Annotated in this window: 19 protein-coding genes; 14 read left to right on the top strand and 5 right to left on the bottom strand. The window is 72.1% G+C overall.

Annotated elements, in window-relative coordinates; all coding sequences use genetic code 11:
- Window positions 1-191 precede the first annotated feature (191 nt).
- The 4 genes from Dfulv_RS33560 to Dfulv_RS33545 are packed head-to-tail and all read left to right on the top strand — an operon-like array spanning window position 192 to window position 6,129.
- Window positions 192-2,813, top strand: coding sequence for a cytochrome P450 (locus tag Dfulv_RS33560; protein ID WP_259857826.1), 2,622 nt, complete (start codon window positions 192-194; stop codon window positions 2,811-2,813).
- A gap of 49 nt (window positions 2,814-2,862) precedes the next feature.
- Window positions 2,863-3,930, top strand: a complete 1,068-nt coding sequence (locus tag Dfulv_RS33555; protein WP_259857825.1) for a polyprenyl synthetase family protein — start codon at window positions 2,863-2,865, stop codon at window positions 3,928-3,930.
- 36 nt (window positions 3,931-3,966) lie between these two features.
- Window positions 3,967-5,325 (top strand): cytochrome P450, encoded by a 1,359-nt coding sequence (locus tag Dfulv_RS33550; protein ID WP_259857824.1) that lies wholly within the window; start codon window positions 3,967-3,969, stop codon window positions 5,323-5,325.
- A gap of 30 nt (window positions 5,326-5,355) precedes the next feature.
- Window positions 5,356-6,129, top strand: coding sequence for an IclR family transcriptional regulator (locus Dfulv_RS33545; RefSeq protein WP_259857823.1), 774 nt, complete (start codon window positions 5,356-5,358; stop codon window positions 6,127-6,129).
- Here the strand turns inward: Dfulv_RS33545 and ispG are convergent.
- Both ispG and Dfulv_RS33535 read right to left on the bottom strand, forming a co-directional pair.
- Window positions 6,116-7,279, bottom strand: coding sequence for a flavodoxin-dependent (E)-4-hydroxy-3-methylbut-2-enyl-diphosphate synthase (gene ispG / locus Dfulv_RS33540; RefSeq protein ID WP_259857822.1), 1,164 nt, complete (start codon window positions 7,277-7,279; stop codon window positions 6,116-6,118). The two genes, Dfulv_RS33545 and ispG, sit on opposite strands and share 14 nt — an antisense overlap.
- A gap of 4 nt (window positions 7,280-7,283) precedes the next feature.
- Window positions 7,284-9,086 (bottom strand): 1-deoxy-D-xylulose-5-phosphate synthase, encoded by a 1,803-nt coding sequence (locus Dfulv_RS33535; protein WP_259857821.1) that lies wholly within the window; start codon window positions 9,084-9,086, stop codon window positions 7,284-7,286.
- A 410-nt stretch (window positions 9,087-9,496) separates the two neighbouring features.
- Here Dfulv_RS33535 and ispH point away from each other — a divergent pair, with 410 nt between their 5' ends.
- A complete protein-coding gene (ispH, locus tag Dfulv_RS33530) occupies window positions 9,497-10,468 on the top strand; it encodes a 4-hydroxy-3-methylbut-2-enyl diphosphate reductase (RefSeq protein WP_406568037.1) in 972 nt (323 codons plus the stop codon).
- On the opposite strand, the gene Dfulv_RS33525 is transcribed toward ispH, so the two are convergent.
- Window positions 10,463-11,572: a Gfo/Idh/MocA family protein gene (locus tag Dfulv_RS33525; RefSeq protein ID WP_259857819.1), complete on the bottom strand. Its 1,110-nt coding sequence runs from the start codon at window positions 11,570-11,572 to the stop codon at window positions 10,463-10,465. The two genes, ispH and Dfulv_RS33525, sit on opposite strands and share 6 nt — an antisense overlap.
- A gap of 194 nt (window positions 11,573-11,766) precedes the next feature.
- On the opposite strand from Dfulv_RS33525, the gene Dfulv_RS33520 reads away from it, so the two are divergent.
- The 5 genes from Dfulv_RS33520 to Dfulv_RS33500 are packed head-to-tail and all read left to right on the top strand — an operon-like array spanning window position 11,767 to window position 18,209.
- On the top strand, window positions 11,767-13,359 hold the full coding sequence (locus Dfulv_RS33520; RefSeq protein WP_259857818.1) for an ABC transporter substrate-binding protein: 1,593 nt from the start codon (window positions 11,767-11,769) through the stop codon (window positions 13,357-13,359).
- Between the two features lie 37 nt (window positions 13,360-13,396).
- Entirely contained in the window at window positions 13,397-14,722 is a 1,326-nt protein-coding gene (locus tag Dfulv_RS33515; protein ID WP_259857817.1) for an NtaA/DmoA family FMN-dependent monooxygenase, read from the top strand.
- A 13-nt stretch (window positions 14,723-14,735) separates the two neighbouring features.
- A complete protein-coding gene (locus Dfulv_RS33510; protein ID WP_259857816.1) occupies window positions 14,736-15,707 on the top strand; it encodes an ABC transporter permease in 972 nt (323 codons plus the stop codon).
- Complete coding sequence (locus Dfulv_RS33505; RefSeq protein ID WP_259857815.1) at window positions 15,695-16,573, top strand: ABC transporter permease; 879 nt, start codon at window positions 15,695-15,697, stop codon at window positions 16,571-16,573. Before Dfulv_RS33510 ends, Dfulv_RS33505 begins: the two co-directional genes overlap by 13 nt.
- Complete coding sequence (locus Dfulv_RS33500; protein WP_259857814.1) at window positions 16,566-18,209, top strand: dipeptide ABC transporter ATP-binding protein; 1,644 nt, start codon at window positions 16,566-16,568, stop codon at window positions 18,207-18,209. The genes Dfulv_RS33505 and Dfulv_RS33500 overlap by 8 nt, the downstream gene beginning before the upstream one ends.
- Before the next feature lie 97 nt (window positions 18,210-18,306).
- Here the strand turns inward: Dfulv_RS33500 and Dfulv_RS33495 are convergent, their stop codons facing one another.
- The gene (locus tag Dfulv_RS33495) at window positions 18,307-19,209 is read right to left on the bottom strand and encodes a class I SAM-dependent methyltransferase (RefSeq protein WP_259857813.1); all 903 of its coding nucleotides are present in this window, start codon (window positions 19,207-19,209) and stop codon (window positions 18,307-18,309) included.
- Window positions 19,210-19,569: 360 nt separating this feature from the next.
- On the opposite strand from Dfulv_RS33495, the gene Dfulv_RS33490 reads away from it, so the two are divergent.
- On the top strand, window positions 19,570-20,163 hold the full coding sequence (locus tag Dfulv_RS33490; RefSeq protein ID WP_259857812.1) for a biotin transporter BioY: 594 nt from the start codon (window positions 19,570-19,572) through the stop codon (window positions 20,161-20,163).
- Between the two features lie 91 nt (window positions 20,164-20,254).
- On the opposite strand, the gene Dfulv_RS33485 is transcribed toward Dfulv_RS33490, so the two are convergent.
- A complete protein-coding gene (locus tag Dfulv_RS33485; RefSeq protein ID WP_259857811.1) occupies window positions 20,255-20,830 on the bottom strand; it encodes a tetratricopeptide repeat protein in 576 nt (191 codons plus the stop codon).
- Between the two features lie 191 nt (window positions 20,831-21,021).
- Between Dfulv_RS33485 and Dfulv_RS33480 the strand changes: the two genes are divergently transcribed.
- From Dfulv_RS33480 to Dfulv_RS33470, 3 genes are all read left to right on the top strand, one after another.
- Window positions 21,022-21,957: a DMT family transporter gene (locus Dfulv_RS33480; protein ID WP_259857810.1), complete on the top strand. Its 936-nt coding sequence runs from the start codon at window positions 21,022-21,024 to the stop codon at window positions 21,955-21,957.
- A 49-nt stretch (window positions 21,958-22,006) separates the two neighbouring features.
- Window positions 22,007-22,405 (top strand): MerR family transcriptional regulator, encoded by a 399-nt coding sequence (locus tag Dfulv_RS33475; protein ID WP_259857809.1) that lies wholly within the window; start codon window positions 22,007-22,009, stop codon window positions 22,403-22,405.
- Between the two features lie 162 nt (window positions 22,406-22,567).
- A complete protein-coding gene (locus tag Dfulv_RS33470) occupies window positions 22,568-23,767 on the top strand; it encodes an MFS transporter (RefSeq protein WP_259857808.1) in 1,200 nt (399 codons plus the stop codon).
- Window positions 23,768-23,781: the final 14 nt, after the last annotated feature.

Below are 23,781 nucleotides of genomic sequence, written 5' to 3'. Positions count from 1 at the left end.
AGCGATCGATGACCTTCATGTCATGAGTCCTACGGGCCGGCCGTGCCGGATGATCCCAACAGCGTCGTTGGCCGTCGCCATGCGCGTGTCACCCGCAGGTGTGGAATCCCGCGTGATGGACCGGCTCAGCAGAAGGCGGCGCCAGCCCGCGCCCGGTTGGTCCATCAGGCTCGTCTTCCTCAGGAGGGGCCATGGAACGAGGCCATCACAGTCCGTCGGCCGGTGCCGGCGTCGAGACCGGCCAGGCACGGGAGTTCTACCTGCCCGAGCTGCCGAGGTTGCTGCCCGTCGCATACCACCCCGACGCCGCGCGCATCGAGTTCGCGTCCAACGGGTGGGTCCGCCGCTGGCTCGGCGACTGCTTCGCCGGCGAAGCCGACCTGGTCTTCTTCCTGCGCCAGCGCAACGGCATCTACGGGCCGCTGACCGTGCCGGAGGCACAGTATCAGCGCGCTCTGGACATCGCCGACTGGTACCAGTACGTCACGGTCATCGACAGCTTCGTGTCCGACCGTTCGGCGCTCGGCGCCAGCGACACCGGAGCCCGCGAGGTCTTCGCCGCCATCATGGCCGAGTTCCTCGGCACCGCACAGCCGTCCGGCGGCGACGGAGAACCGGTCGGTGACGCCAGGGCGGCGCGGTTGCCGTACGGGGCGGCCGGTCGGGACCTGTGGCGGCGCATCAGCCCGGGCCTGAGCCCGGCCCAGGTGCGGCGCTTCGGCGAAAGTCTGGAGGCGTTCCTGCGCGGCTGCGCCACCGAGATCCGGGCCAAGCTGACCGACGACGTGCCCGACTACGAGACGTGCATGGCCGTGCGGCTGGACAGCTTCGGTTGCGACTTCATCGAGCTGATGACCGAGTACGGCGCGGCCGTCGACATGACGGAGTTCATCCCGGAGCTCACGGACGTGCACACCCATTGCATGCGGCAGATGATCATCGTCAACGACCTGCTGTCCTGGCGCAAGGAACACGCCCAGGACGACAAGATGACCGTAGTCCGGGTGCTGATCGAGCGTGAGGGTCATGACCTGCAGTCGGCCGTGAACCGGCTCTGCGGTCTCGTCGAACATCACGAGCGGGCCTACCTCGCCGCCCGGGACGCGGTGCTGGCCGGACCGTTGGGCGAGCGGGAGGACGTCCGCGCGTATCTCCGCGGCCTGGATCACCTCATCGGCGGCAGCCAGGAGTTCGAGTACCTCACCCCACGTTACTACGGCGACGGCTCGGTCTGGGACGGCAGCACGCACGGCTGGCTCGATCTGGACGCCCCGGTGGCCCGGTTCCGGGAGACCCCCCGCAACGGCACCGGATCCACTGTGGACGATGTGGTGCGCTGCCCGGTGCCGCACGGCGACTCGGCCACCGCACATCCTGGCGTCGCGCGCCCGACCCGGGCGGCCGACACCAACGGGCGGACGCCGGTCGCACGACCACAGCGGACCTTCGCCGTGGCGCCCGGCGCCCTCCCGGTGCTCGGGCACGCCCTGCAACTCTGGCGCCGGCCGCTGCAGTTTCTCCGGTCGCTGCCGGCCCACGGCGACCTGGTCGAGATCCGGCTCGGCTCGAAGCCGGCCTACCTGGCCTGCCATCCCGATGTCGTCATGCAGGTCCTGCTCGACTCGCGGACCTTCGACAAGGGCGGCCCGCTGTTCGAGAAGGCGCGCCTGCTCGTCGGCAACGGCCTGGTGAGTTCGGAGTGGGAGGACCACCGCCACCAGCGGCGGATGCTGCAGCCCGCGTTCCACCAGGCGCGCATGCGCGGTTACGTCTCGTTGATGGCGGAGGAGATCGACGCGGTGACAAGCGCCTGGCACGAGGGCGAGGCCTTCGACGTCAGCGACGCCATGCACGCTCTGACCCTGCGGATCACCGCCCGCACGATGTTCGGCACGACCGTCGGCGACCGGGCCGTCCCCGAGGTGGCCTACTGCATGCCCATCATCATGCGCGGGGTGTACCAGCGGATGGTCGCCCCGATCGGCTGGCAGGAGAAGCTGCCCACGCCGGGCAACCGCCGCTTCGACACGGTGCGGGCCCGCATGCACGACGTGATCCGGGAAACCATCGAGGACACCCGGCGGTCCGCCGTGGACCGCGGCGACCTGCTGTCCATCCTGGTCAACGCCCGCGACGACGAGACCGGCGAGAAACTGACCGACGAGGAGATCTACGACCAGGTCATGACGCTGCTGATCGGCGGAACGGAGACCACCGGCAACACGATGGCGTGGGTCTTCTACATCCTCGGCCAGCACCCGGACATCGAGCGCCGCCTGCACGCCGAGCTCGACGACGTGCTCGGCGACCGGGCGCCCACCTTCGACGACCTGCCCAACCTGAGCTTCACCTGGCAGGTTCTGCAGGAGACGCTGCGGATGTATCCGCCGGCCTGGATGCTCACCCGCACCACCACCCGGGAGGCGGAGCTCGCCGGGCGGCGGCTCACGCCAGGATCGATCGTCATGTACAGCCCGTACGCGCAGGGGCACAACCCGGCGCTGTTCGCCGACCCGGAGGTCTTCGATCCGGACCGGTGGCGGCCCGAGCTGGCCAAGAGCCTGCCGCGCGGCGCGATGGTGCCCTTCAGCGCGGGCAACCGCAAGTGCATCGGCGACGCGTTCGGCCAGGCCGAGACCACGTTGACGCTGGCGACCATCGCCACCCGGTGGCGGCTGCGTCCCCAGCCCGGTGCCAGGCCGCAGACCGCCGTCCCGAAGGCGTCACTGGGCACCGGGCGCCTGCTCATGCTGCCGCGCCGGCGCGACCGCAGCGCGGTGCCCACGCCCGCCGTGCTGTCCGACGTGCACTGACCAATGTCCCGTGAGAGCGGTACCGGCACCTGTGAAGAGGGGGACAACGATGAACCAGCCCAACCCCGTGCTGACGGCGACGGCGCCCCACGGCTCGGACACCTTGGCACGCTGCCGCGATCTGGTGACGCCGGCCTTGCGTAACGCCGTCGACCGGCTGCACCCCGACCTGGCCCGGCTGGCGGCGTACACCTTCGGCTGGGCGGACGGGGACGCATCGCCGCGGCCGGACGGTGGCGCCGGCGGCGGCAAGAGCATTCGCCCGGCCCTGGCCCTGCTGTCGGCCGAGGCGGTCGGCGGTGCGGCCGAGGCGGCCGTGCCGGGCGCGGTGGCGGTCGAGCTGGTCCACGCCTTCTCCCTGGTGCACGACGACATCATGGACGGCGACGAGCGGCGGCGACACCGCGCCACCGTCTGGAAGGCGTTCGGCATCGGACCGGCCCTGCTCGTCGGTGACGCGCTCCTGGCGCTGGCCACCGAGGTGCTGACCCGGACACCCGACGCCGTCGCACCGGCCGCTTCCGACCTGCTGTCCGGCATGCTGGTCGACCTGGCCAACGGGCAGGCCGAGGACCTGGCCTTCGAGCTTCGTCCATGGACCGGGCCGGAGGCGGTCACCCTGGCCGAGTACCAGCGCCTGGCGCTGCTGAAGACCGGCGCCCTGCTCGGCTGTGCCACCGGACTCGGCGCCCTGCTCGGCGGCGCGCCGGCTGAGGTGGTCTCGGCCATGACTCAGTTCGGCCGGCAACTGGGTGTGGCGTTCCAGGCGGTGGACGACCTGCTGGGCATCTGGGGCGACCCGGCGACCACCGGCAAGCCCGTCTTCAACGACCTCCGGGCGCGCAAGAAGACGCTGCCGGTCGTCGCCGCGCTCGCCGGCAGCAGCCCCGCGGCCACCGAGCTGGCCGCGCTGCTGGGCACACCGCACACCGACGAGCGGGCGCTGCGCCGGGCGGCGGCCCTGATCGACGCGGCCGGCGGCCGGACCTTCGCCACCGAGCACGCCCGGCGGTACCTCACCGGCGCGCAGCAGAGCATCGACGCCGCCGCGGTGAACCTGACCGCCGCGGCGGAACTGCGCCGGACGGTGGCGTTCATCGTCGACCGCGCCCACTGACCGACCGCCCACCGTCCACGGAATGGGGAAGCTTCGATGACCGCCACGCTCCAGCCCTCGCCCACCCGCGCACCGGGGCGCCTGCCGCTGCTCGGGCACATGCACCGGCTGCTGGCCGACCCGCGGGCCTTCTTCCGGTCACTGCACGGCAGCGGGGACGACGTCGTCGTCATCCGCCTGGGCCCCACTCCGGCGTACGTGATCAACGACCGGGCGCTGGTGCACCAGATCCTCACCAAGGACGTACGCCGGTTGGACAAGGGCCTGGCCTACGAGAAGTCCGCCCCGTTCCTGGGCGACGGGCTGCTCAACTCGACCGAGCCGACGCACATGGCCCACCGGCGCCTGATGCAGCCGGCGTTCCACCAGACGCAGATCGCCCGATACGTGGAGCAGATGCGCGAGGCGGCGGCGACCCGCGCCGAAGGCTGGCGCGACGGCCAGCGGATCGAGATGGACCAGGAGATCCATGCATTCGCGGTGGCGGTGGTGTGCCGGGCGCTGTTCTCCTCCAACCTGGGCGACACGGTCGCCGTCGATGTGGAGGAGTCACTGCCGATCCTGCTCAAGGGCGTCACGCGGCGGATCGCCCTTCCCGTGCGGTGGCTGGAGAAGCTGCCGACGCCCGGCAACCGGCGTTTCGACACGGCCCGGCAGCGGCTGGCCGACTCCCTCGGCGACGTCATCGAGGAGTATCGCCAGCGCGGGGTCGACCACGGGGACCTGATGGCGATCCTGCTGGAGGCGCGGGCCGAGGACGGCGGGCCGGGCCTGACCGACCAGCAGGTGCACGACGAGGCGATGGCGCTGTTCCTGGGCGGTGTGGAAACCGCCCGCGACGTGCTGAGCTGGGCTTTCCACCTGCTCAGCCGGCACCCGGAGGTGCAGCGCAGGATCGCCGCCGAGGTCGACGCGGTGCTGCAGGACCGCCCGTTGGGGTACGAGACGCTGCGCGAGCTGCGCTACGTGCGGCAGGTCATCACCGAGACGCTGCGGCTGTACCCTCCGGCGTGGCTCCTGACCCGCCGCACGGTCACCGAGCTCGAGCTCGGGGGTCACGTGATACCGCCCGACAGTAACGTGCTGTTCTCGGTGCACGCGATCCAGCGCGACCCGGTCGTGTATCCGGAGCCGGACGCGTTCGACCCGGACCGCTGGCGTGAGCCGACCACGCCGGCCCTGCTGCGCACCGCGTTCCTGCCGTTCGGCGCGGGCAACCGCAGCTGCATCGGGGAGCCGTTCGCCTGGGCCGAGATGGTCGTCTTCGTCGCCACCGTCGCGCGGCGCTGGAGCGTGCACGCCGTGCCCGGGCACCCGATCCGGCCGGCTCGTTCACCGATGCTGCAGCCACGGGACCTGCCGCTGATCGTGCGGGCCCGCCGCGTCCCGAAGTAAGTGCCGAGTCTCGTGTGCGGGGGCGGTCGGATGAGCATCACCGTAGCGGCGGGCCGGACACCACCGGTGGCGCCGGAGCCGCCGGGCCTGACCGGCTTCGGCCGGACGGTCGAGCGTTCGTACCTCGTGCTGGGCAACCTGCCGGCCGACGGCGGCTCGATCGGGGTGTCGGAGGTGGCGCGGCGCACCGGGCTGCCGAAGTCCACCGCATATCGCATCCTGACCCTGCTGACCGGCCTGCGGCTCGCCGACCGGTGTGACAACGGCTACCGGCTCGGGCACCGGATCATCGAGCTGGCCGGGCAGTCGGGCCGGCCGCGGGCCTCCGTACTGCGCGACCGGCTCCTGCCACACTTGCTCGACCTGTTCACCCTCACCGGGCATGCCGTGTACCTGGGGGTACCGTACGACGCGGGGGTGCTGTGCCTGGAGGACCTGCACGGCCACCAGGCCGTGCCGCTGCCGGTGCGGCTGGGGCGGATCACCCCCGCGCACCGCACCGCCATGGGCCGCGTCCTGCTCGCCTTCGACGCCGACGTGCCGGCCGGCGCGGACGCGCCCGGCGATCTGGACACGGACCTCGACCGGCTCCGCGCGGGCGGTATCGCTGTGGACACCGGTACCTTCCGCGCCGGCATCGACTGTGTCGCCGCCCCGGTCTGGGCGCCCGGCCGACGAATCGCCGCCGCGATCATGGTGGCCGGTCCGGCGGGCCGGGTGGACATCGCGCTGGTGTCCCGGCAGGTGCGGCAGGCTGCGGCCGGCGCCTCCCGCACCCTGCGCGCGGACGTCACCCGACGCTGACCACCGGGCCGGTGCCGGCGCCAGCCTCGGGATCGACACCCAGCTCCTCGGCGATCTGGACCGCGTGCGCGACGAGGGTCTCCACGATCCGCGACTCCGGCACGGTGGCCACGACGCGCCCCTTGACGAAGATCTGACCCTTGCCGTTGCCGGATGCGACGCCCAGGTCGGCCTCCCGCGCCTCCCCGGGCCCGTTGACCACGCAGCCCATCACGGCCACCCGCAGCGGCACCGGGAACCCGTCCAGCGCCGCGGTGACCTGCTCGGCCAGCGTGTACACGTCGACCTGCGCCCGACCGCAGGACGGGCAGGAGACGATCTCCAAGCCCCGCCGGCGCAACCCCAGGGACTCGAGGATCTGGGTGCCGACCTTGACCTCCTCGACCGGCGGTGCGGACAACGACACTCGGATGGTGTCACCGATGCCCTCCGCCAGCAGCACTCCGAAGGCCACCGCCGACTTGATCGTGCCCTGGAACGCCGGCCCGGCCTCGGTCACGCCCAGGTGCAGCGGGTAGTCGCACTGCTCGGCCAACTGCCGGTACGCCCGGACCATGACGACCGGGTCGTTGTGCTTGACCGAGATCTTGATGTCGCGGAAGTCGTGCTCCTCGAACAGCGAGCACTCCCACAGCGCCGACTCGACCAGCGCCTCCGGCGTGACCCGGCCGTACTTGCGCAGCAGCCGGGGGTCCAGCGAACCCGCGTTGACGCCGATCCGGATGGGTACACCGGCCTGCGACGCCGCTCGCGCGATCTGACCCACCTTGTCGTCGAACTGCTTGATGTTGCCCGGGTTGACCCGCACGGCGGCGCAGCCGGCGTCGATCGCGGCGAAGACGTACCTGGGCTGGAAGTGGATGTCAGCGATCACCGGGATCCGCGACTTGCGGGCGATCGCCGGCAGCGCGTCGGCGTCGTCCTGCGACGGCACGGCCACCCGGACGATCTGGCAGCCGGCCGCGGTCAGCCCGGCGATCTGTTGCAGGGTGGCGTTCACGTCCGCGGTCGGTGTGGTGGTCATCGATTGCACGGAAACCGGGGCGCCGCCGCCGACCGGGACAGGGCCGACCATCAGCTGCCGGGATCGCCGTGGTGCGGCCAGCGGGGCCACCGGTGGCCGCGGTAGCCCGAGCGCAGTCACCGTCATGTCGTCACACTCCCTGCCATGCGAGGGGCGCGGTGCGGGTGAAGGTGTCCGCGACCGCCGCCGCCAGTTCGTCGGCGTTCAGGCCGATGCCGTCGAGCACCTCGGCGCGCGAGGCGTGGGCCAGGAAGCGCCGGGGGATACCGAAGTTGCGCAGCGGGGTGTGCACGCCGGCGTCGCGCAGCTCCTGAGCCACCACCGAGCCCACACCGCCGCAGCGGCTGTTGTCCTCCACGGTGACCACCAGGCGGTACTCGTCCGCGAGGGCCACGACGGCCGGGTCCAGCGGCGTCACCCAGCGCGGGTCCAGCACCGTCGCGTCGATACCCAGCTCGGCGAGGATCCCGGCCGCCCGCAACGCGACCGGCGCCATCGCGCCCACGCCCAGCATCAGCACCTCCGGATCGGTGGCGTGGGCCAGGACGTCAGCGGTGCCGCAGCGGCCCACGGCGGGGATGTCCGGCGGTACCGTGCCCTTCGGGAACCGCAGCGCGGTGGGCGCGTCGGTGACCTTGAGGGCCTCGCGCAGCTCGGCCCGCAGGGTCGCCGCGTCCCGGGGAGCCGCGACCCGGAGGCCGGGCATGAGCTGCAGCAGCGACAGGTCCCACATGCCGTGGTGGCTCGGGCCGTCGTTGCCGGTGATGCCGGCCCGGTCGAGCACCAGGGTCATCGGCGTCCGGTGCAGTGCCGCGTCCATGAGCACCTGATCGAAGGCGCGGTTGAGGAAGGTGGCGTAGATGGCGACGACCGGGTGCAGACCGCCCAGGCTCAGCCCCACCGCCGAGGTGACCGCGTGCTGCTCGGCGATGCCCACGTCGAAGACCCGGCCGGGGTGTGCGGCCGCGAACGCGTCCAGGCCGACCGGCTGCAGCATCGCGGCGGTGACGGCGACCACGTCGGCGCGCTCGGCACCCACCTTGACCATCTCGTCGGCGAACACGGAGGTCCAGCTCCGGCCGCCGGTCCCGGACCGGGGCCGCCCGGTGGCCGGGTCGATGACCCCGACGCTGTGGAAGCGGTCCGCCTCGTCCTGCTCCGCCGCCGGGTAGCCGGCGCCCTTGCGGGTCACGCAGTGCACGACGACCGGCTCCGGCAGGTCGCGGGCCCGGTGCAGGGCATGCTGGACGGCGTCCAGGTCATGCCCGTCGACCGGCCCGAGGTAGCGCAGGCCCAGATGCTCGAACAGGGCCCGCGGTGCGGCATCGTCGGCCGGCCGGGGCCCGGCGCGCAGCGCGGCCAGGTGCTCGGCCAGGCCACCGACGGTGGGTGCGTACGAGCGGCCGTTGTCGTTGAGCACCACGACGACGTTGGGCGGCCGGGCCGCGGCGATGTTGTTCAGCGCCTCCCAGGCCATGCCGCCGGTCAGCGCGCCGTCGCCGACCACCGCGACGACGTGGCGGTCGGTCTCGCCGCGCAGCCGGTACGCCTTGGCCAGCCCGTCGGCGTAGCTCAACGCGGTCGAGGCGTGGGAGTTCTCGATGATGTCGTGCGGTGACTCGGCCCGGGACGGGTATCCGGACAGCCCGTCTTTGCGGCGCAGCCCGTCCAGCTGCGCGGCCCGGCCGGTGAGTACCTTGTGGACGTAGGCCTGGTGGCCGGTGTCGAACAGGATCCGGTCCTGCGGCGAGTCGAAGACCCGGTGGATGGCGAGCGTCAGTTCAACCACGCCCAGGTTCGGCCCGAGGTGCCCGCCGGTGCGGCTCACCCGGTCGATGAGCAGCTGCCGGATCTCAGCGGCCAGCTCCCGCAGGGCTTCGCGACCCAACACCCGCAGATCGTGCGGCTCCCGTATGGAGTCCAGTACTGCCATCGTGCTCCTTCGCCCGAATGCTCGGCGGCGGGCGCGCCGCCCACCTTGTGGTCTACGGCGTCGGACGCGGCCGCCACCAGCCGGGCGTGCCGTGGGGTGGAACGCGAGCCTCTGGCGTCGCCGCCCCTGCCTCCTACGATCACCGGGTCCAACCGGGCGGGAGGAGACCCATGCCGACTCAAGTCATCACCGGCGCGGTACCGGAACGGGAGGGCCTCGCCGTCGGCGACGTGCTCGTCCCCGACGGGGCCGCCGCCCCGAACGCGCTGCTGGCGGCCGAACTGCGCCACCGGGGCCTGCGGGTGCGCACCGGCCCGTGGAGCTCCTTCGGGTTGCCCGAGCCGCGGCCGCCGGTCGTGGCCGTATACACGGTGGGCGGCCCGGACGGCTCGGGCACGGTCGATGCGGTGCTGGCCGCCTGGCACGCGGCGGCCGGGGCACGCACGGTGCTGCTGCCGCAGCCCCAGTCCTTCTGCGCCGGTGTCGAGCGGGCCATCGACATCGTCGAGCAGGCCCTGGTCCGCTACCCGCACCCGGTCTACGTCCGCAAGCAGATCGTGCACAACCTCCACGTGGTGCGGGACCTCGCCGATCGGGGTGCGGTCTTCGTCGATGAACTGGACGAGGTTCCCCGCGGCGCGACGGTGGTGTTCTCCGCCCACGGTGTCGCGCCGGACGTGCACCGGCAGGCGCGCGAACGCGACCTGCGGGTGATCGACGCGACGTGCCCGCTGGTCACGAAGGTGCACAGCGAGGTGCGTCGTTTCGCCCGGCGGGACCACCAGATCTTGCTCATCGGACACGCCGGGCACGAGGAGGCGATCGGTACCCTCGGCGAGGCGCCGGAGCGCACCCGCCTCGTGCAGACGGAGGCGGACGTCGCGGCGCTGCCCGACATCGACGGCCCGGTCGCCTACGTCACCCAGACCACGCTCGCGATGGACGAGGTGGCCACGGTGGTCGCCGCGCTGCGCGAGCGGTACCCGCACATCACCGGACCGGGCAGCGACGACGTCTGCTACGCCACCACCAACCGGCAGCGGGCGGTGCTGGCCGTCGCCGGGCAGTCCGATCTGGTGTACGTGGTCGGATCGCGGAACTCGTCCAACTCGGTGCGTCTGGTGGAGCTCGTCGAGCGGGCCGGAACACCGGCCCGGCTCGTCGAGGACGTCACCGGCGTCCGGCTGGCCGAGCTGGCCGGCGCGGCGACGGTCGGATTGACCGCGGGCGCGTCGGCGTCGCCGACGCTGGTCGCGGAGATCGTGCGTAACCTCGGCGGGCTCGGGCCGGTCGAAGTGGTGGAGCGCCGGATCACCACGGAGACCATCACCTTCAACCGTCCCCGGGAACTGGACCGTGCAGGGGGCGACGCCGCGTCATAGCGCCACCCGTGCCCCGCTGTCGGCGGCCCGGCGGATCTGCTCGACCAGCCGGTGGTATCGCACCGCGGTGCCGAAGTCGGGGTGGGCCGGGCGCTGTTCCTCAACCGCCCGGGCGATCTCCCGGTAGAGCGCCGCGACGTTGGCGGGCGGGCCGGCCGGGATGCCGGCGGGGACCGTCCGGTAGTCCTCCGGCACCGGTAGCGGCTCGGGCACCCCGTCTCCGTCGGCCAGCAGCACGCTCCAGTCCGCGATCTGCACCGACCCGCCCGGCTGGGCCGGCGTGATGGTGAGCGACCCGGCACGGCCGAGGATCCGCAGCAGGAAGCCGGCCGCGCCGCCGGGTGTGCCGCCCTGGACGGCCACCGACAGCACCCCGCCACCCGCCAGGACGCCGCCGATGACAACCTGGTTGACCCGGCCCACCCGCACGGGTTCACCGTTCTCGGCGATGGTGGCCCGGGCGGTGGTGTTGGCGACGATCGCGGTGATCTCGCGCGGCTCGCCGACCAGGTCGGCCAGCGTGGCGAGGATGTGCGCGCCGGAGACGCTCAGCAGGTCGACCCCGGCGGCGGGGTCGGCCGCCCAGGCCTGTGCCCGCGGGATGCGGTCGCCACCCAACGCCCCCGGTGCGGCGAAGATGACGGCGACCGACCAGATTTCGCCGATGCGGCCGGCGGCGATCAGGTCCCGCACGAAGCGTGCGGCGGGGGAGTGCAGGCCCTGGAGGCCGACGGCGTGGACCACCCCGGCGCCGCCCGCCAGGTCGGCCAACTCCCGTGCTTCGGCCGGACCGATGGCCAGTGGCCACTCGCAGTACACGTGCTTGCCCGCAGCCAGCGCCGACCGGACCACCGCACGGTGGGCGGGCACCCGCACCGCGACCGTGACGAGATCGACGTCGGGGTGCCGGGCGAGCTCGTCGGCGTCGCCGAAGGCGAGCGGCACGCCGTAGGCGGCGGCGGTCCGGCGGGCACTGTCCAGTGTGGACGCCGCCACGGCGGTCACCGCGAACTCGGGGAGCGCGGTCAGGGCCGGCAGGTGCGCCCGGACCGCCCAGCCGCGCGACAGGCTCGCACCGACCAGGCCGACTCGGATCAGGGTCATCGTCGCTCCCTCGCTGCGTCGCCCCGGTGGGTTGCTAAACGGGGGCACTCCCCTTATTGTACGTGAACCGGGGACTCACCCCGAATGATCTCAATGCTTGCGCACCATGGGGTTTCTCGGACCAAAAACCTACCTAACCGATGGATGTTGCAGACATTTTGAGGTCAGGCGAAGAGAAACGGGGAAATTCTTCGATGCGTTCCGGCGCGAAACTCCGGGCGGTGCCGGTGACGGCCGCCGTGGTGTTCCTCATCACCGGCTGCGGCTCCGGCGACGTGGCCGGCACGCCCCCGGCGGGCGGAACCTTGACCGTCGCGGTGACCTCCGACCCGCAGTGCCTCGACCCGCAACAGGCCGGCAGCAGTGACGCGATCACCGTGACGCGGCAGTTCGTCGACTCCCTGACCGACCACGACCCGGACACCGGCAAGCTCAGCGGCTGGCTCGCCACCTCCTGGGAAGTCGACCCGCAGGTCACCAGCTTCACGTTCCACCTGCGCGAGGACGCCACCTTCAGCGACGGAACACCGGTCGACGCCCAGGCGGTCAAGGACAACCTCGACGGCCTCATCAAGCTGGGCGCCCGCGCCGTCCAGGCATCCACCTACCTGAGCGGTTACCGCGAGACCGTCGTGGTCGACCCGCACACGGTCCGGGTCGAGTTCACCAAACCCAACGCGCAGTTCCTCGAGGCCACCTCCACCACGAGCCTCGGCCTGGTCGCCGAGTCCAGCCTGGCCCAGCCGGCCGCCGACCGCTGCGCCAAAGGCATCGTCGGCTCGGGACCGTTCGTCCTCGACCAGTACACCCGCAACCAGCAGGTCGTCCAGCGCCGCCGGACCGGCTACGCCTGGAGCCCGGCGCGGATGGCGAACCGCGGCGCCGCATACCTCGACCGCCTCGTCTTCAAGATCGTGCCGGAAGCGAGCGTCCGGGTCGGGCTGCTGGAGTCCGGGCAGGCGGACGCCGTGCTCGGGGTCGGCCCGCAGGACACCGACCGGGTCAAACGAGCCGGGCTGGTGCTCTCGTCGCGACCCAACCCCGGCCTGGTGTACGGCATCAACGCCAACCGGTCACGCCCCTTGGTCGCCGACGGCTCGGTACCCCGCGCGATCCAACGGGCGATCGACCGGCGGCAGGTGGTCGAAACCATTCTGAGCCCGGACTACCACGCGGCCACCAGCGTGCTGTCCAGCCCCACGCCCGGCTACGTCGACCTCAGCGGCAACCTGTCCGCCGACGCCGCCGCGGCCACGGCGATCCTCACCGCCGCAGGCTGGGTGCCCGGACCGGACGGCGTGCGGGTCCGCGCCGGCCAGCGGCTGAGCCTGGTGGTGCGCTACTACACCCCTGACTCCGGCCTCGCCGGGTCCAGTCTGGAGCTGATCCAGCAGCAGTTGCGGAAGATCGGCGTGGACGTCGTGCTGAAGCCCACCCCGATCACCCAGGCGATCCAGACCTTCAAGGACGGCGACTACGACCTGATCTGGGGCAACGCGTCGGCCGCGGACCCCGACATCCTGCGCAACTACTTCACCGTCCAGGGCCTCAACGTCGTCCGACTGACCGCCGGCCCGCTGCAGGACGCCCTCTACGCACAGGCCGTCGAAGGCGACCCGGGCCGCCGCGCGCAACAGGTGGCCCTGGCGCAGAAGCTGCTCGTCGAAGAGGGCTACGCGATCCCCGTCTACGAGCCGACCACCGTCGTCGGGCTGTCCGCGAAGGTCCACGGCGTGCGCTTCGACGCCGCGTCGCGCCTGCAGTTCGTCGATGTCCGGCGCTCATGAGTCCCACGACTCCAACCTGCGGAAAGGGTGGTCGCTGATGCCGGCAACCAGAGAACTTCACCTCAACGTCAACCTGCTCGGCGGTCTCGGCGAGCACCCCGGCGCCTGGCGCTGGCCCGGCACTGACCCGCTGTCGTTCCTGCACATCGATCGGTACGTCGAGGCCGCCATCGTGGCCGAGCGCGGCGCCCTGGACGCGGTGTTCCTGGCCGACTCGCCGGGCATCGTGCAGGACATCCGCACCCTGCCCCCGTACAACGGGCTGGAGCCCACGCTGGTGCTGACCGCCGTCGCCCGGGCCACCGAGCGGATCGGGCTGATCGGCACCGCGTCCACCAGCTACAACGAGCCCTACAACGTGGCCCGCCGCTTCATGACGCTCGACCTGATCAGCCACGGCCGGGCGGCCTGGAACGCGGTCACCACGTACAACTCGGTGTCGGCGCACAACTTCGGTGCCACCGAGCCGACCCGCGAGCACCGCTACGCCCGGGGCAACGAGTTCGTCGACGTGGTCCGCGCCCTGTGGACCAGCTGGCAACCGGGGGCGCTGGTCGCCGACGAGGTCAGCGGCCAGTTCGCCGACCCGGGCCTGATCCGCCCGATCGAGCATGTCGGCGAGCACTTCACGGTGCACGGCGCGCTCACCCTGCCGCCGTCAGAGCAGGGCTACCCGGTCATCTACCAGGCGGGCGGCGGTGTCGAGGGCCGCGACCTCGCCGGGCGGACCGCCGACGCCGTCTTCTCCGCCGCCGTCGACGAGCAGGACGCCCGGGCCAACGCCGCGGCCATCCGCCGGTCCGCGGCCGGGCACGGGCGCTCACCCGACTCGATCATCATCCTGCCCGGGCTGCGCACATCGGTCGCCAGCACCGAACGCGAAGCCGTCGAACGGCGTGAGCGGCTGCGCGACCTGGCCGACCAGAGCGGCGTCATCAAGGGCCTGGCCACCAAGCTGCGGGTCGACGCCGACGCGCTGCGGCTGGACCAGCCGGTGCCGTCCGAACTGCTGGCCGCCGCACACGGGCCGGCCGGCGGGCGCGACGAGGACACGCTGCTGCGGCTGGCCCGCCAGGGCACCACCGTCCGCGAGCTGCTGCGCGCCTTCGGCCCCGGACACCTGGTCGCCGTCGGCACGCCCGAACACGTGGCCGACACCATCCAGCGGTGGTTCGAGTCGGGCGCTGCGGACGGGTTCAACCTGATGCCCGACACGCTCCACGACGGCCTGCCCGACTTCGTCGACCACGTGATACCGATCCTGCGCCGGCGGGGGCTCTTCCGCACCGAGTACCGGGGCACGACCCTGCGCGAACACTACGGACTGCCGGTGCCCACCCGGCCCGTGGCGTTGGCCCGATGACGGTCGGCGATCGATGCCTCGCTACCTGATCCGGCGGACGCTCAGGTCGGTCTTCGTGCTGTGGGCCGCCTTCACCGTGTCCTTCGCGATGCTGTACCTCCTGCCGGGCGACCCGATCGCGGTCATGGTGGGAGGCTCCGCCGGCGCCTACACCCCGGAGCAGATCGACGACCTGCGCAGCCAGTACGGCCTGGACCGGCCCGTACCAATGCAGTACGTGACGCAGCTGTGGCACGCGCTGCACGGCGACTTCGGCACATCGATACAGACCGGTGCGCCGGTCCGAGGGATGCTCAGCCATGCGCTGCCGCAGACGGCGCTGCTGGCCCTCACCGCGTTCATCCTTGCCGTGGTGGGCGGCCTGGGCGTCGCACTGGCGGCCACGTCCAGCCGAAGTCCCGCCCTGCGCCAGGCCCTGCTGTCACTGCCCGGCGTCGGCACCTCCCTGCCGACGTTCTGGATCGGGCTGCTGCTGGTCGAGCTCGTCTCGTTCCGCTGGCGGCTGCTACCCGCGCTGGGTAACGACGGCTGGCACAGTCTCGTCCTACCGGCGGTCACGCTCGCCCTGCCCACCGGCTCGGCGCTCGCCCAGGTCTTCGCCAAGAGCATGCGCGGCACGCTGCGGGAGCCATACGTGGACACCGCCCGGGCCAAGGGGGCGAGCCGGGCCCGGGTCCACCTGCGCCACGCGGCGCGCAACGCCGCGCTGCCGACCGTAACCCTGAGCGGCATCATCGTCGGCAACCTGTTTGCCGGGGCGGTGGTCGTGGAGACCGTGTTCTCCCGCGAGGGCATCGGCCGGATCACCGCGGACGCGGTCCTGAGCCAGGACATCCCCGTGGTCCAGGGTGCCGTGGTGCTCAGCGCGGTCGTGTTCGTCCTGGTCAACCTGGCCGTCGACGCGGCGTACCCGATCCTGGATCCGCGGATCACCACCGGCTGGGCCACATCCCGGAAGAAGGCTGACGTCCGATGGTCGATCTGATCGACGTACCGGCACCGGTCGACGGTCCTGCCCCGACCCGCACGGCGACGCTTCGCTCGGCCGCCGCCTACCTGCTGTACCGGCTCGATCTGGTCCTGTGCGTTTTGTGGCTGCTCATGGTAGCCGGCTGGGCCGTGCTGCCCGGCGTGTTCAGCCGGCAGGATCCGCTCACCGGCGTCGCGGCCGAGCGGCTGCGACCACCCTCGGCACACCACCTGCTCGGCACCGATCAGCTCGGTCGCGACCTGTACGCCCGGGTGGTGCACGGTGCCGCGCTCTCCCTGCAGGCAGCCCTGATCGCCGTCGGTGTCGCCCTCGTCCTGGGCTCGGCGGTGGGCCTGGCCGCCGGCTCCTTGGGGCACCGGGCCGGCGAGCTGATCATGCGGATCGTCGACGTCCTGCTCGCCATTCCCGCCCTGTTGACCGCCCTCGCGATGATCACCGCGCTCGGCTTCGGCACGGTCCAGGTGGCGGTCGCCGTCGGCGTCGCCACCGCCGCCACCTTCGCCCGGGTGATGCGGGCCGAGGTGCTGCGCATCCGGGCCGCACCCTACATCGGTGCCGCCCGCTGCGCCGGCGCCCGCGGCTGGTGGATCGCCGTGCGGCACGTCCTGCCCAACACGGCCGGCCCGGTCCTGGTGCTGGCGGCGCTCGAGTTCGGCACGGCGATCCTGTTCATCTCCACCCTCAGCTTCCTCGGCCTCGGCGCCGCCCCGCCTGCCCCCGAGTGGGGCTCGCTGGTGTCGGCCGGCCGCAACTACCTCAACACCGCCTGGTGGTTGACCACCCTGCCCAGCATCACCGTGGCCGTCACCGTGCTGGCCGCCAACCGCATCGCCCGGCAGTTGGAGCACCGCCGTGGCTGACCTGCTGTCCGTCCGTGGGCTCCGGGTCAGCTACCGGTCCGGACACCAAACCGTCCCGGCGGTCGCCGGCGTCGACCTGACCGTGCGGCGCGGCGAGGTGGTAGCGGTCGTCGGCGAATCCGGCTCCGGCAAAAGCACCACCGCCCACGCGATCATCGGCCTGCTGCGGGACAACGCGCGGATCGAGGCGGGAGAGATCCTCTTCGCCGGTACCGACCTGCTGACCCGCACCGACCGGCAGCTTCGGGCGGTGCGCGGCCGGGGCATCGGGCTCATCCCGCAGGACCCCGCCGTCTCGCTGAACCCGGTGCTGCCGGTCGGCATCCAGGTCGCCGAGGTGCTGCGCATCCACCGCCAGGCCCGCGACCGGCGCGACGCGCTGGCGCAGGCGGTGGACCTGCTGGCCAGGGCCGGCCTGCCCGACCCGCAGCGGTGCGCCCGTCAGTACCCGCACCAGCTCTCCGGCGGCATGTGCCAACGGGTGCTCATCGCCATCGCGCTGGCCGGCCGGCCGCAACTGCTGATCGCCGACGAACCGACCAGCGCCTTGGACGTGACGGTCCAGCGCCAGATCCTCGACCATCTCGAGGCACTGGCCCGGCAGGACGGCACCGCCGTCCTGCTGATCACCCACGACCTCGCCGTCGCCGCCGACCGGGCACAGCAGATCGTCGTGCTGTCCCAGGGCCGGTCGGTGGAGCGGGGCCCGGCCGAGGCGCTGCTGGCCGACCCGACGCACCCGTACACCCGGCGGCTGGTCGCCGACGCGCCACGCCTGACCGACAGCCGGCTGGAGGTCGGTGCGCCCCCGCCCCCCGCCGGCCCGCCGCGGCAACCGCTGCTCACCGTGCGGGGCCTCACCAAGGTGTACCGCGGCGACACGCCCGCGGTCGACGGCATCAACTTGAGCATCGCGCGGGGCGAGACCCTCGCACTGGTCGGGGAGTCCGGCTCCGGCAAGTCCACCACCGCCCGGCTGTTGGTGGGGCTGGACCGGCCGACCGCCGGCACCATCCTCGTCGACGGCGTCGACGTCTCGGCCCTGAACCGTGCCGGCCGGCGGGCGCTGCACCGGCAGGTCCAGATCGTGGATCAGAACCCCTACGCCGCCATGGATCCGCGCTTCACCGTCCGGCAGATCGTGGAGGAACCCCTGCGTGCCTTCCGCGTCGCCGACCGGACCGCACGGCAGGCCCGGATCGCCGAGCTGCTCGACCAGGTGGCGCTGCCCGCGTCGCTGGCCCGGCGCCGCCCGGCGGAGCTGTCCGGCGGCCAGCGCCAGCGCGTGGCCATCGCCCGGGCCCTGGCCCTGCACCCGCAGCTGCTGATCTGCGACGAGCCGGTGTCCGCCCTGGACGTCACCGTTCAGGCGCAGATCCTGCGCCTGTTGGCCCGGCTGCGGGCCGAACTCGGACTGTCCATGCTGTTCATCACCCACGACCTGGCGGTGGTGCGCCGGATCGCCGACCGGGTGGCGGTGATGCGGGCGGGCCGACTGGTGGAGACCGGCCACGCCGACGACGTCCTGACCCGCCCCCGCCATCCGTACACCCGCCAATTGCTGGCGGCGGTGCCCGGCGCGGACCGGGCCGTGCTGGCCGCACCCCTGCCCTCCGCGCCCCTGCCCGGCGAGTGAGCCGGACCGTCGCCGACGACCTGCCCGTCGCGTGGCCGACCGGCCCGGACGCCGCGCAGCCGACCGGCCGGGAATCCGTAGCCGGCGGCCGGGCGCCTCACGGCGTCGGGTGGTCCGCCGTGGGGCCGGCCATGCTCGCGGTCGCCATGCGGTTGAAGCCCTCGGTGGCGCACCACACCCCGTCCGGGGCCGGGTAGCGGGCGGCGAGGCCGGCCAGGTCGACGTCGTCCTCGACCGTGAGACCGTGCCGGGCCAGCATGTCCCGGATGCCGTCCGGGGTGAAGCCGGTGTGGAACGGCTCGCCGCGCTGCGCCACCATCCGGGCCACCCGGGCCGCCCCCGGGCTGCCTGTGCCGTCCAGCACCGCCGACTCGACGTAGTCGAGCACCAGCCGGCTGCCCGGGGCGCTGAGGCTCGCCACGTCGGCCACCGTGGCGTCCACGGCGGGCAACGGTAGGTAGCAGACCACACCGAGCCAGGTGAACAGGGCCGGGGCCGATCGGTCGAACCCGGCGGCGCTGAGCCGGTCGACGAGCCGGTCCACGGCGAAGTCGCACGGCACGTAGACCACCGTGGCGGCCGGTGGCGGCACCGGGGCGAGCCGGGACCGCTTGACCGCCTGGGTGCTCGGGACGTCGACCTCATATACCGTCACCTGCCCCGGCAGCCGGTGCGCGGTCGAGTCGAACCCCGCGCCCAGCAGCACCACCTGTCGGATCCCGGCCTCAACGGCGCGGCGCGCGGCGTCGTCCGCGTATCGGCTGCGCAGCACGACCTGCCCGTGCAGGCCCGGCAGGCGCCGATCCAGCAACGGCAGGACCAGCCGCGCGGCCAGCGCCGACCGGCTGAGCAACCGGTAGGCGGGCCGCCGGACCAGATGCCGGGCGACCGGGTCGGAGAGCAGCCGCCGTGACGGCGGCAGCAGGGTCTCCGCCGCCCGCATCGCCGCCACCGCCTCGGCCGTGTCGCTGTGGCTGCTGAGCCGCCCTGTCGCGTTCATCCAGTCCCCGCTTCCGCCGTCCTGCGCCGAGGGTCGCGCCGGCTCTCGACCGCGGGCGGCCGGCGTCTCCTCGGCCTTGCGTGACGTCGCCATTGGGTGGCGGTCCGTCGCGCGGCATCGTAGGCGATGGATCGGCGGCACCGGTCCGCAGGGTACGGTCACGTGGCCCGCGGCGGGGCTGGGGCGGCGATCGGCGACGGCGGTCGGGCCCGCTGGCCGAGATACCCACGCCGGAGTGGACGTCCACCGGCCTCGTCATGGCGCGTGACGAATTTGGCAGTACTGCGGATCGCAGCGCCGGTCGCCGGGGCGGGTTGACAACGTACAGTCGACAGGCCCGAACTCTTGACTGGAGGCTACGTGAGCGACGCATACGCCGTCCCGCCCCGCGTGCTGGCCGATCTGGTGCCCGGGACGCTGGCCCGCGACGCCGTGCTCGTCGGGCTGGGTGCCGCGCTGACCGGCGGCGCGGCACAGGTCGCCGTGTCCATCGAGCCGATCAGCCCGGTCCCGCTGACCGGGCAGACCCTCGCGGTGCTCCTGGTCGGGGCGGCACTGGGCCCGGTGCGCGGCGCCGCCTCGATGGTGCTCTACCTCGCTGCGGGCATGTTGGGCCTGCCGTGGTTCGCCGACGGCGCGAGCGGCGCCGCGCTCGTCTCGCTCGGCTACGTCATCGGGTTTGTGGTGGCCGGCGTCGTGGTCGGCGAGCTGGCCCGGCGCGGCGGTGACCGGACGCCGCTGCGTACCGCCGGCACGATGGTGGTCGGCAACCTGTGCATTTATGCGTTCGGCGTGCCGTACCTCGCGGTGGCGGCACACCTGTCGCCCGCGAAGGCGCTCGACGCGGGGGTCGTGCCGTTCCTGGCCGGCGACGCGCTCAAGGTGCTGCTCGCGACGGCGTTGTTGCCGGCGGCCTGGGCCGTGGTGCGGCGCGTGCGGGACAACAAGCGCTGAGCGCCGGCGCCGGGCGGGCCCGCCGCGACGACCGAGCCGGGGCTGCGGACGTCCTTCTGGTGCGGTCGCCACCGCGACGTCGGTGGGACGGTCAGCGGCCGGCTCCGCCGTCGGGAGTCCAGTAGCCGTTGCGCAGGGCGGCGGCGTAGTTGCGCAACGCCCGGGTTCCGGCTGTCAGGTCCGGGTCGTCGATGCGCTCAACGGCGAGGTCCAGCATCAGCGCCAACGCGGGCGCCGATCGCCCAGCGCTGTGCATGGCAAGGGCGAGGTAGCACCGGATCACCACATCATCGGGGAAGCGCCAATGTCCCTCGGCCAGGATCTCGACCGACTCCTCCATTCGGCCGAGGTTGCGCAGGGTGCTGCCACGGCCGGCGAACGCGCGTCGAAGCTCCTCGCCGTCAAGGCCGGCGTCGAAGGCCGCCTCGTAGAACGGCAGGGCCAGGTCTGCCCGCCCGCTGAAATCGAGTGCCCGGGCGCGGTGGAACATGGCGATCGGCGCGTCGGGGTTCTGTTCGTGCAGGCTCTCGAAGAAGCGGACGGTCGGCGCCGGGGCGTCCGGCCGGGCTTCAGCCCAGGCATTCGCGGCGGCACCGCGTAGGTCTTCGGTGGACATGAGCATAGGTCTCTCCTGACTCGTGCTGGTGGGAATGCGCGTGCGGACCACCGACTTTTAGAGTCGGCGCGCGGTTGGGAAAGATGCAGAGCCGGAGTGACCTCGGACGGCCTGCGGTGGTGGCTACCAATCAGCCACTGACTTCACGGTAACACGGATCACGTGTTGCACGGAATATCTGGACGCCATGTCCGCTTAGCTCTAGGTGTCAACCGGACTGAGCGTCCAGATGGGGGCAGAAAATGGAAGCCATCTTCCTGTTGTCGGCCGTCGCGGTGGGCGGGCTCCTTGCCGTCCAGGCATCGGTCAACCTTCAGCTGACCAGAGCGGTCGGCACGCCGTACGGGGCATCGACGCTCCAGCTTGCGGTCGCGGCGGTGCTGCTCTTGGTCGTTGCCGGCGTCGCTGGCCAGCTCGGCGCGTTGGGCGAGCTCGCCGGGGTCGCGCCATGGAAACTTCTCGGCGGCATCGCCAGCCCGATCTACATCACGAGTGCCATTCTGTTGTTCCCTCGGCTGGGTGCGTTGGCGTCCGTCGGCCTGTTTGTCACCGGTCAGGTGCTCGCCTCGCTCGCGCTCGACTTCGGCGGGCTGTTGGGCGTACCGCGCGAGCCGGCCAGCATCGGCGTCGTGGTCGGGGCGGTCGCGGTGCTCGTGGGGATTACCGCCGTCATTCGCGGCCAGGGTGGTGCGGCAAGCACGGCGGCGTCCGAGGGCTCGACGGCCCGGGGGCCGTGGATCGCGCTGGGTCTGACGGCCGGGGCGGTGTTGCCGATCCAGGGCGCGATCAACGCGGCGCTGCGCCGGGAGGTGCGGGAACCGATCACGGTCGCCCTGGTCAGCTTCACCGTCGCGACCGTGACCATCGTCGTCGTGCTGCTGGGGTTGCTGGCGCTCAACCGCACACCGCGCCCCCAGTTGCGCCCACTGCGTGGCATGCCGTGGTGGGGCTGGCTGGGCGGCGCGGCGGCGGCCACCTACGTCACCGCCACGTTCCTGTTGATCCCGGTCGTCGGCGCCGCCACCACGGTCGCGTTGACCGTGACCGGCCAGCAGATCGCATCGGCCGCGGTCGACCAGTACGGGTTGTTCCGGCTGCCGAGCCGTCGATTGACACCGTCCCGGCTCGCCGGTTTGGCGGTCCTCCTTGGCGGGTCGTTGCTCGTGCAGTTGAGCTGACGGACTGACTGATCTCGATGAGAGCTGGTGCCAGCGGTAGCATCGGAGCATGCCTGACGGGCGGATCATGCGGATCGGGGAACTGGCGGCGCAGATCGGCGCCAGTCCGAGAGCGTTGCGTCATTACGAGCAGCAAGGCCTGCTCGCCTCCTCGCGAGGGCACAACGGGTACCGCTTCTACGACTCGGGAGCGGTCACCCGTGCGGCGAACATCAAGGCACTCATCGATGTTGGGCTGACGAGCGAAGACATCCGCCAACACATCGAGAACGGTTGCCTTGATGAGCCATTGGACGAAGTCCCACATTGCGATGGCGAACTGGCACCGATCCGTGCCCGGCTCGACACACTCGATGGGCTGATCGCGCAACTGGAGGCGGTCCGGGACCGGTTGCGCGAGCATGCCCGGGCCGTCGAGGCTTCGCTCAACCCGACACGGCAGGACTGAGATCTTCCGTTCACGGCTGCGGCTCAGGTGATCTGAGCGCGTGGGCTTGACCTTGACGCCAGCGGCAGGTTCATACGGTCACGGGAGCCAGGGGTTCCCGACCGGAAGAAGGCTGTTTCGTCCATGCCGTCGCCACAATCTCAGCCGCGCTCCAGGTCGTCGATGACCTGGCTGCCGGGCCTGCTGCTGACCACGTTCGTCATCGGCACCGATGACTTCATCATCGCCGGCATCCTGCCCGAGATCGCCACTGACTTCGACGTCAGCGAAGCCGTAGCAGGCCAACTCGTGACCGTGTTCTCCCTCGTCTACGCCGCCGCGGCACCGGTGATGGCCGTGGTCACGGCACGACTTCCCCGCAAAAGACTCATCGTCGGTGGACTGGCCGTGTTCGCGGTCGTCAACCTCGTGACCGTGTTCGCCCCGAACTATGCCGCCTTGATGGCATTGCGCGTAGCTGCGGCGCTGGTCGCGGCAACGATCAGCCCGGCCGCGTTCGCCATCGCGGGGAGGCTCGCGCCCGAGGGGCGTACCGGGCGGGCGATCGGAACAGTCGCGGCCGGACTGACGGTCTCGCTGGTGATCGGTGTGCCCCTGGGCTCGTGGATCGGCGGTACCTTCGGCTGGCACGCAACCTTCGTTCTGGTCGCTGTCCTCACCACGATCGCCGTTGCGGTCACCGCGCTGACCCTGCCCGGGCTGTCTGAGACGTCCGTAGCCGGTGTGCGTGAACGTCTCGTCCTGCTGAGGCGTCCTGCGGTCCTGGCGTGTGTGATCGGCACGATCATCGGGGCCACAAGCGGTCTGATGCCCTACATCTTCATAGCCCCGCTGATCGGTGACGTCAGTGGAGCCGAACGCTCGCTGGTGCCGGTCGCGATCGGCCTCTACGGTCTGGCCGGCGCAGCGGGAACGGTCATCGGCGGCAGGCTCAACGACCACTGGGGCACAGACAGGGCCGTCATCGCCCTCCTGGTCGTGGTGCTCGGATCGACGATCGCCATGACCATGACCGGGATCGCGTTCGGGGGCTCCGCGCCGTTCTGGCTGCTGGCGGCTCTGATCGTCGTGTGGGGCGGGGCCGGTTGGGCGTACAACCCGCCGATGAACGCCAGAGCCCTCCAGCTCGCTGGCGCCGCCGGCACCGAGGCGATCGCGCTCAACACCAGCGGCCTCTACATCGGCATCGCTCTGGCCGGCGCGATCGGCGGCGGAGCGCTGAACCTTGCAGGCGGCATCGCTGTCCTCCTCGCTGCCAGCGGCATCGGATTGATCAACCTCGTCGTCATGACCGTCGCTGTACGCCGCTACCCCTCCGTGCCGATGGCCCAGTCGGCCGCCACCCGCACCGGCTCACCATGACCGGACTCGACGGA

Source organism: Dactylosporangium fulvum, assembly GCF_025137375.1.
GTDB lineage: Bacteria > Actinomycetota > Actinomycetes > Mycobacteriales > Micromonosporaceae > Dactylosporangium > Dactylosporangium fulvum.
The sequence above is the reverse complement of the archived record's forward strand: the minus strand, read 5'-3'. Positions and strand labels throughout refer to the sequence as shown.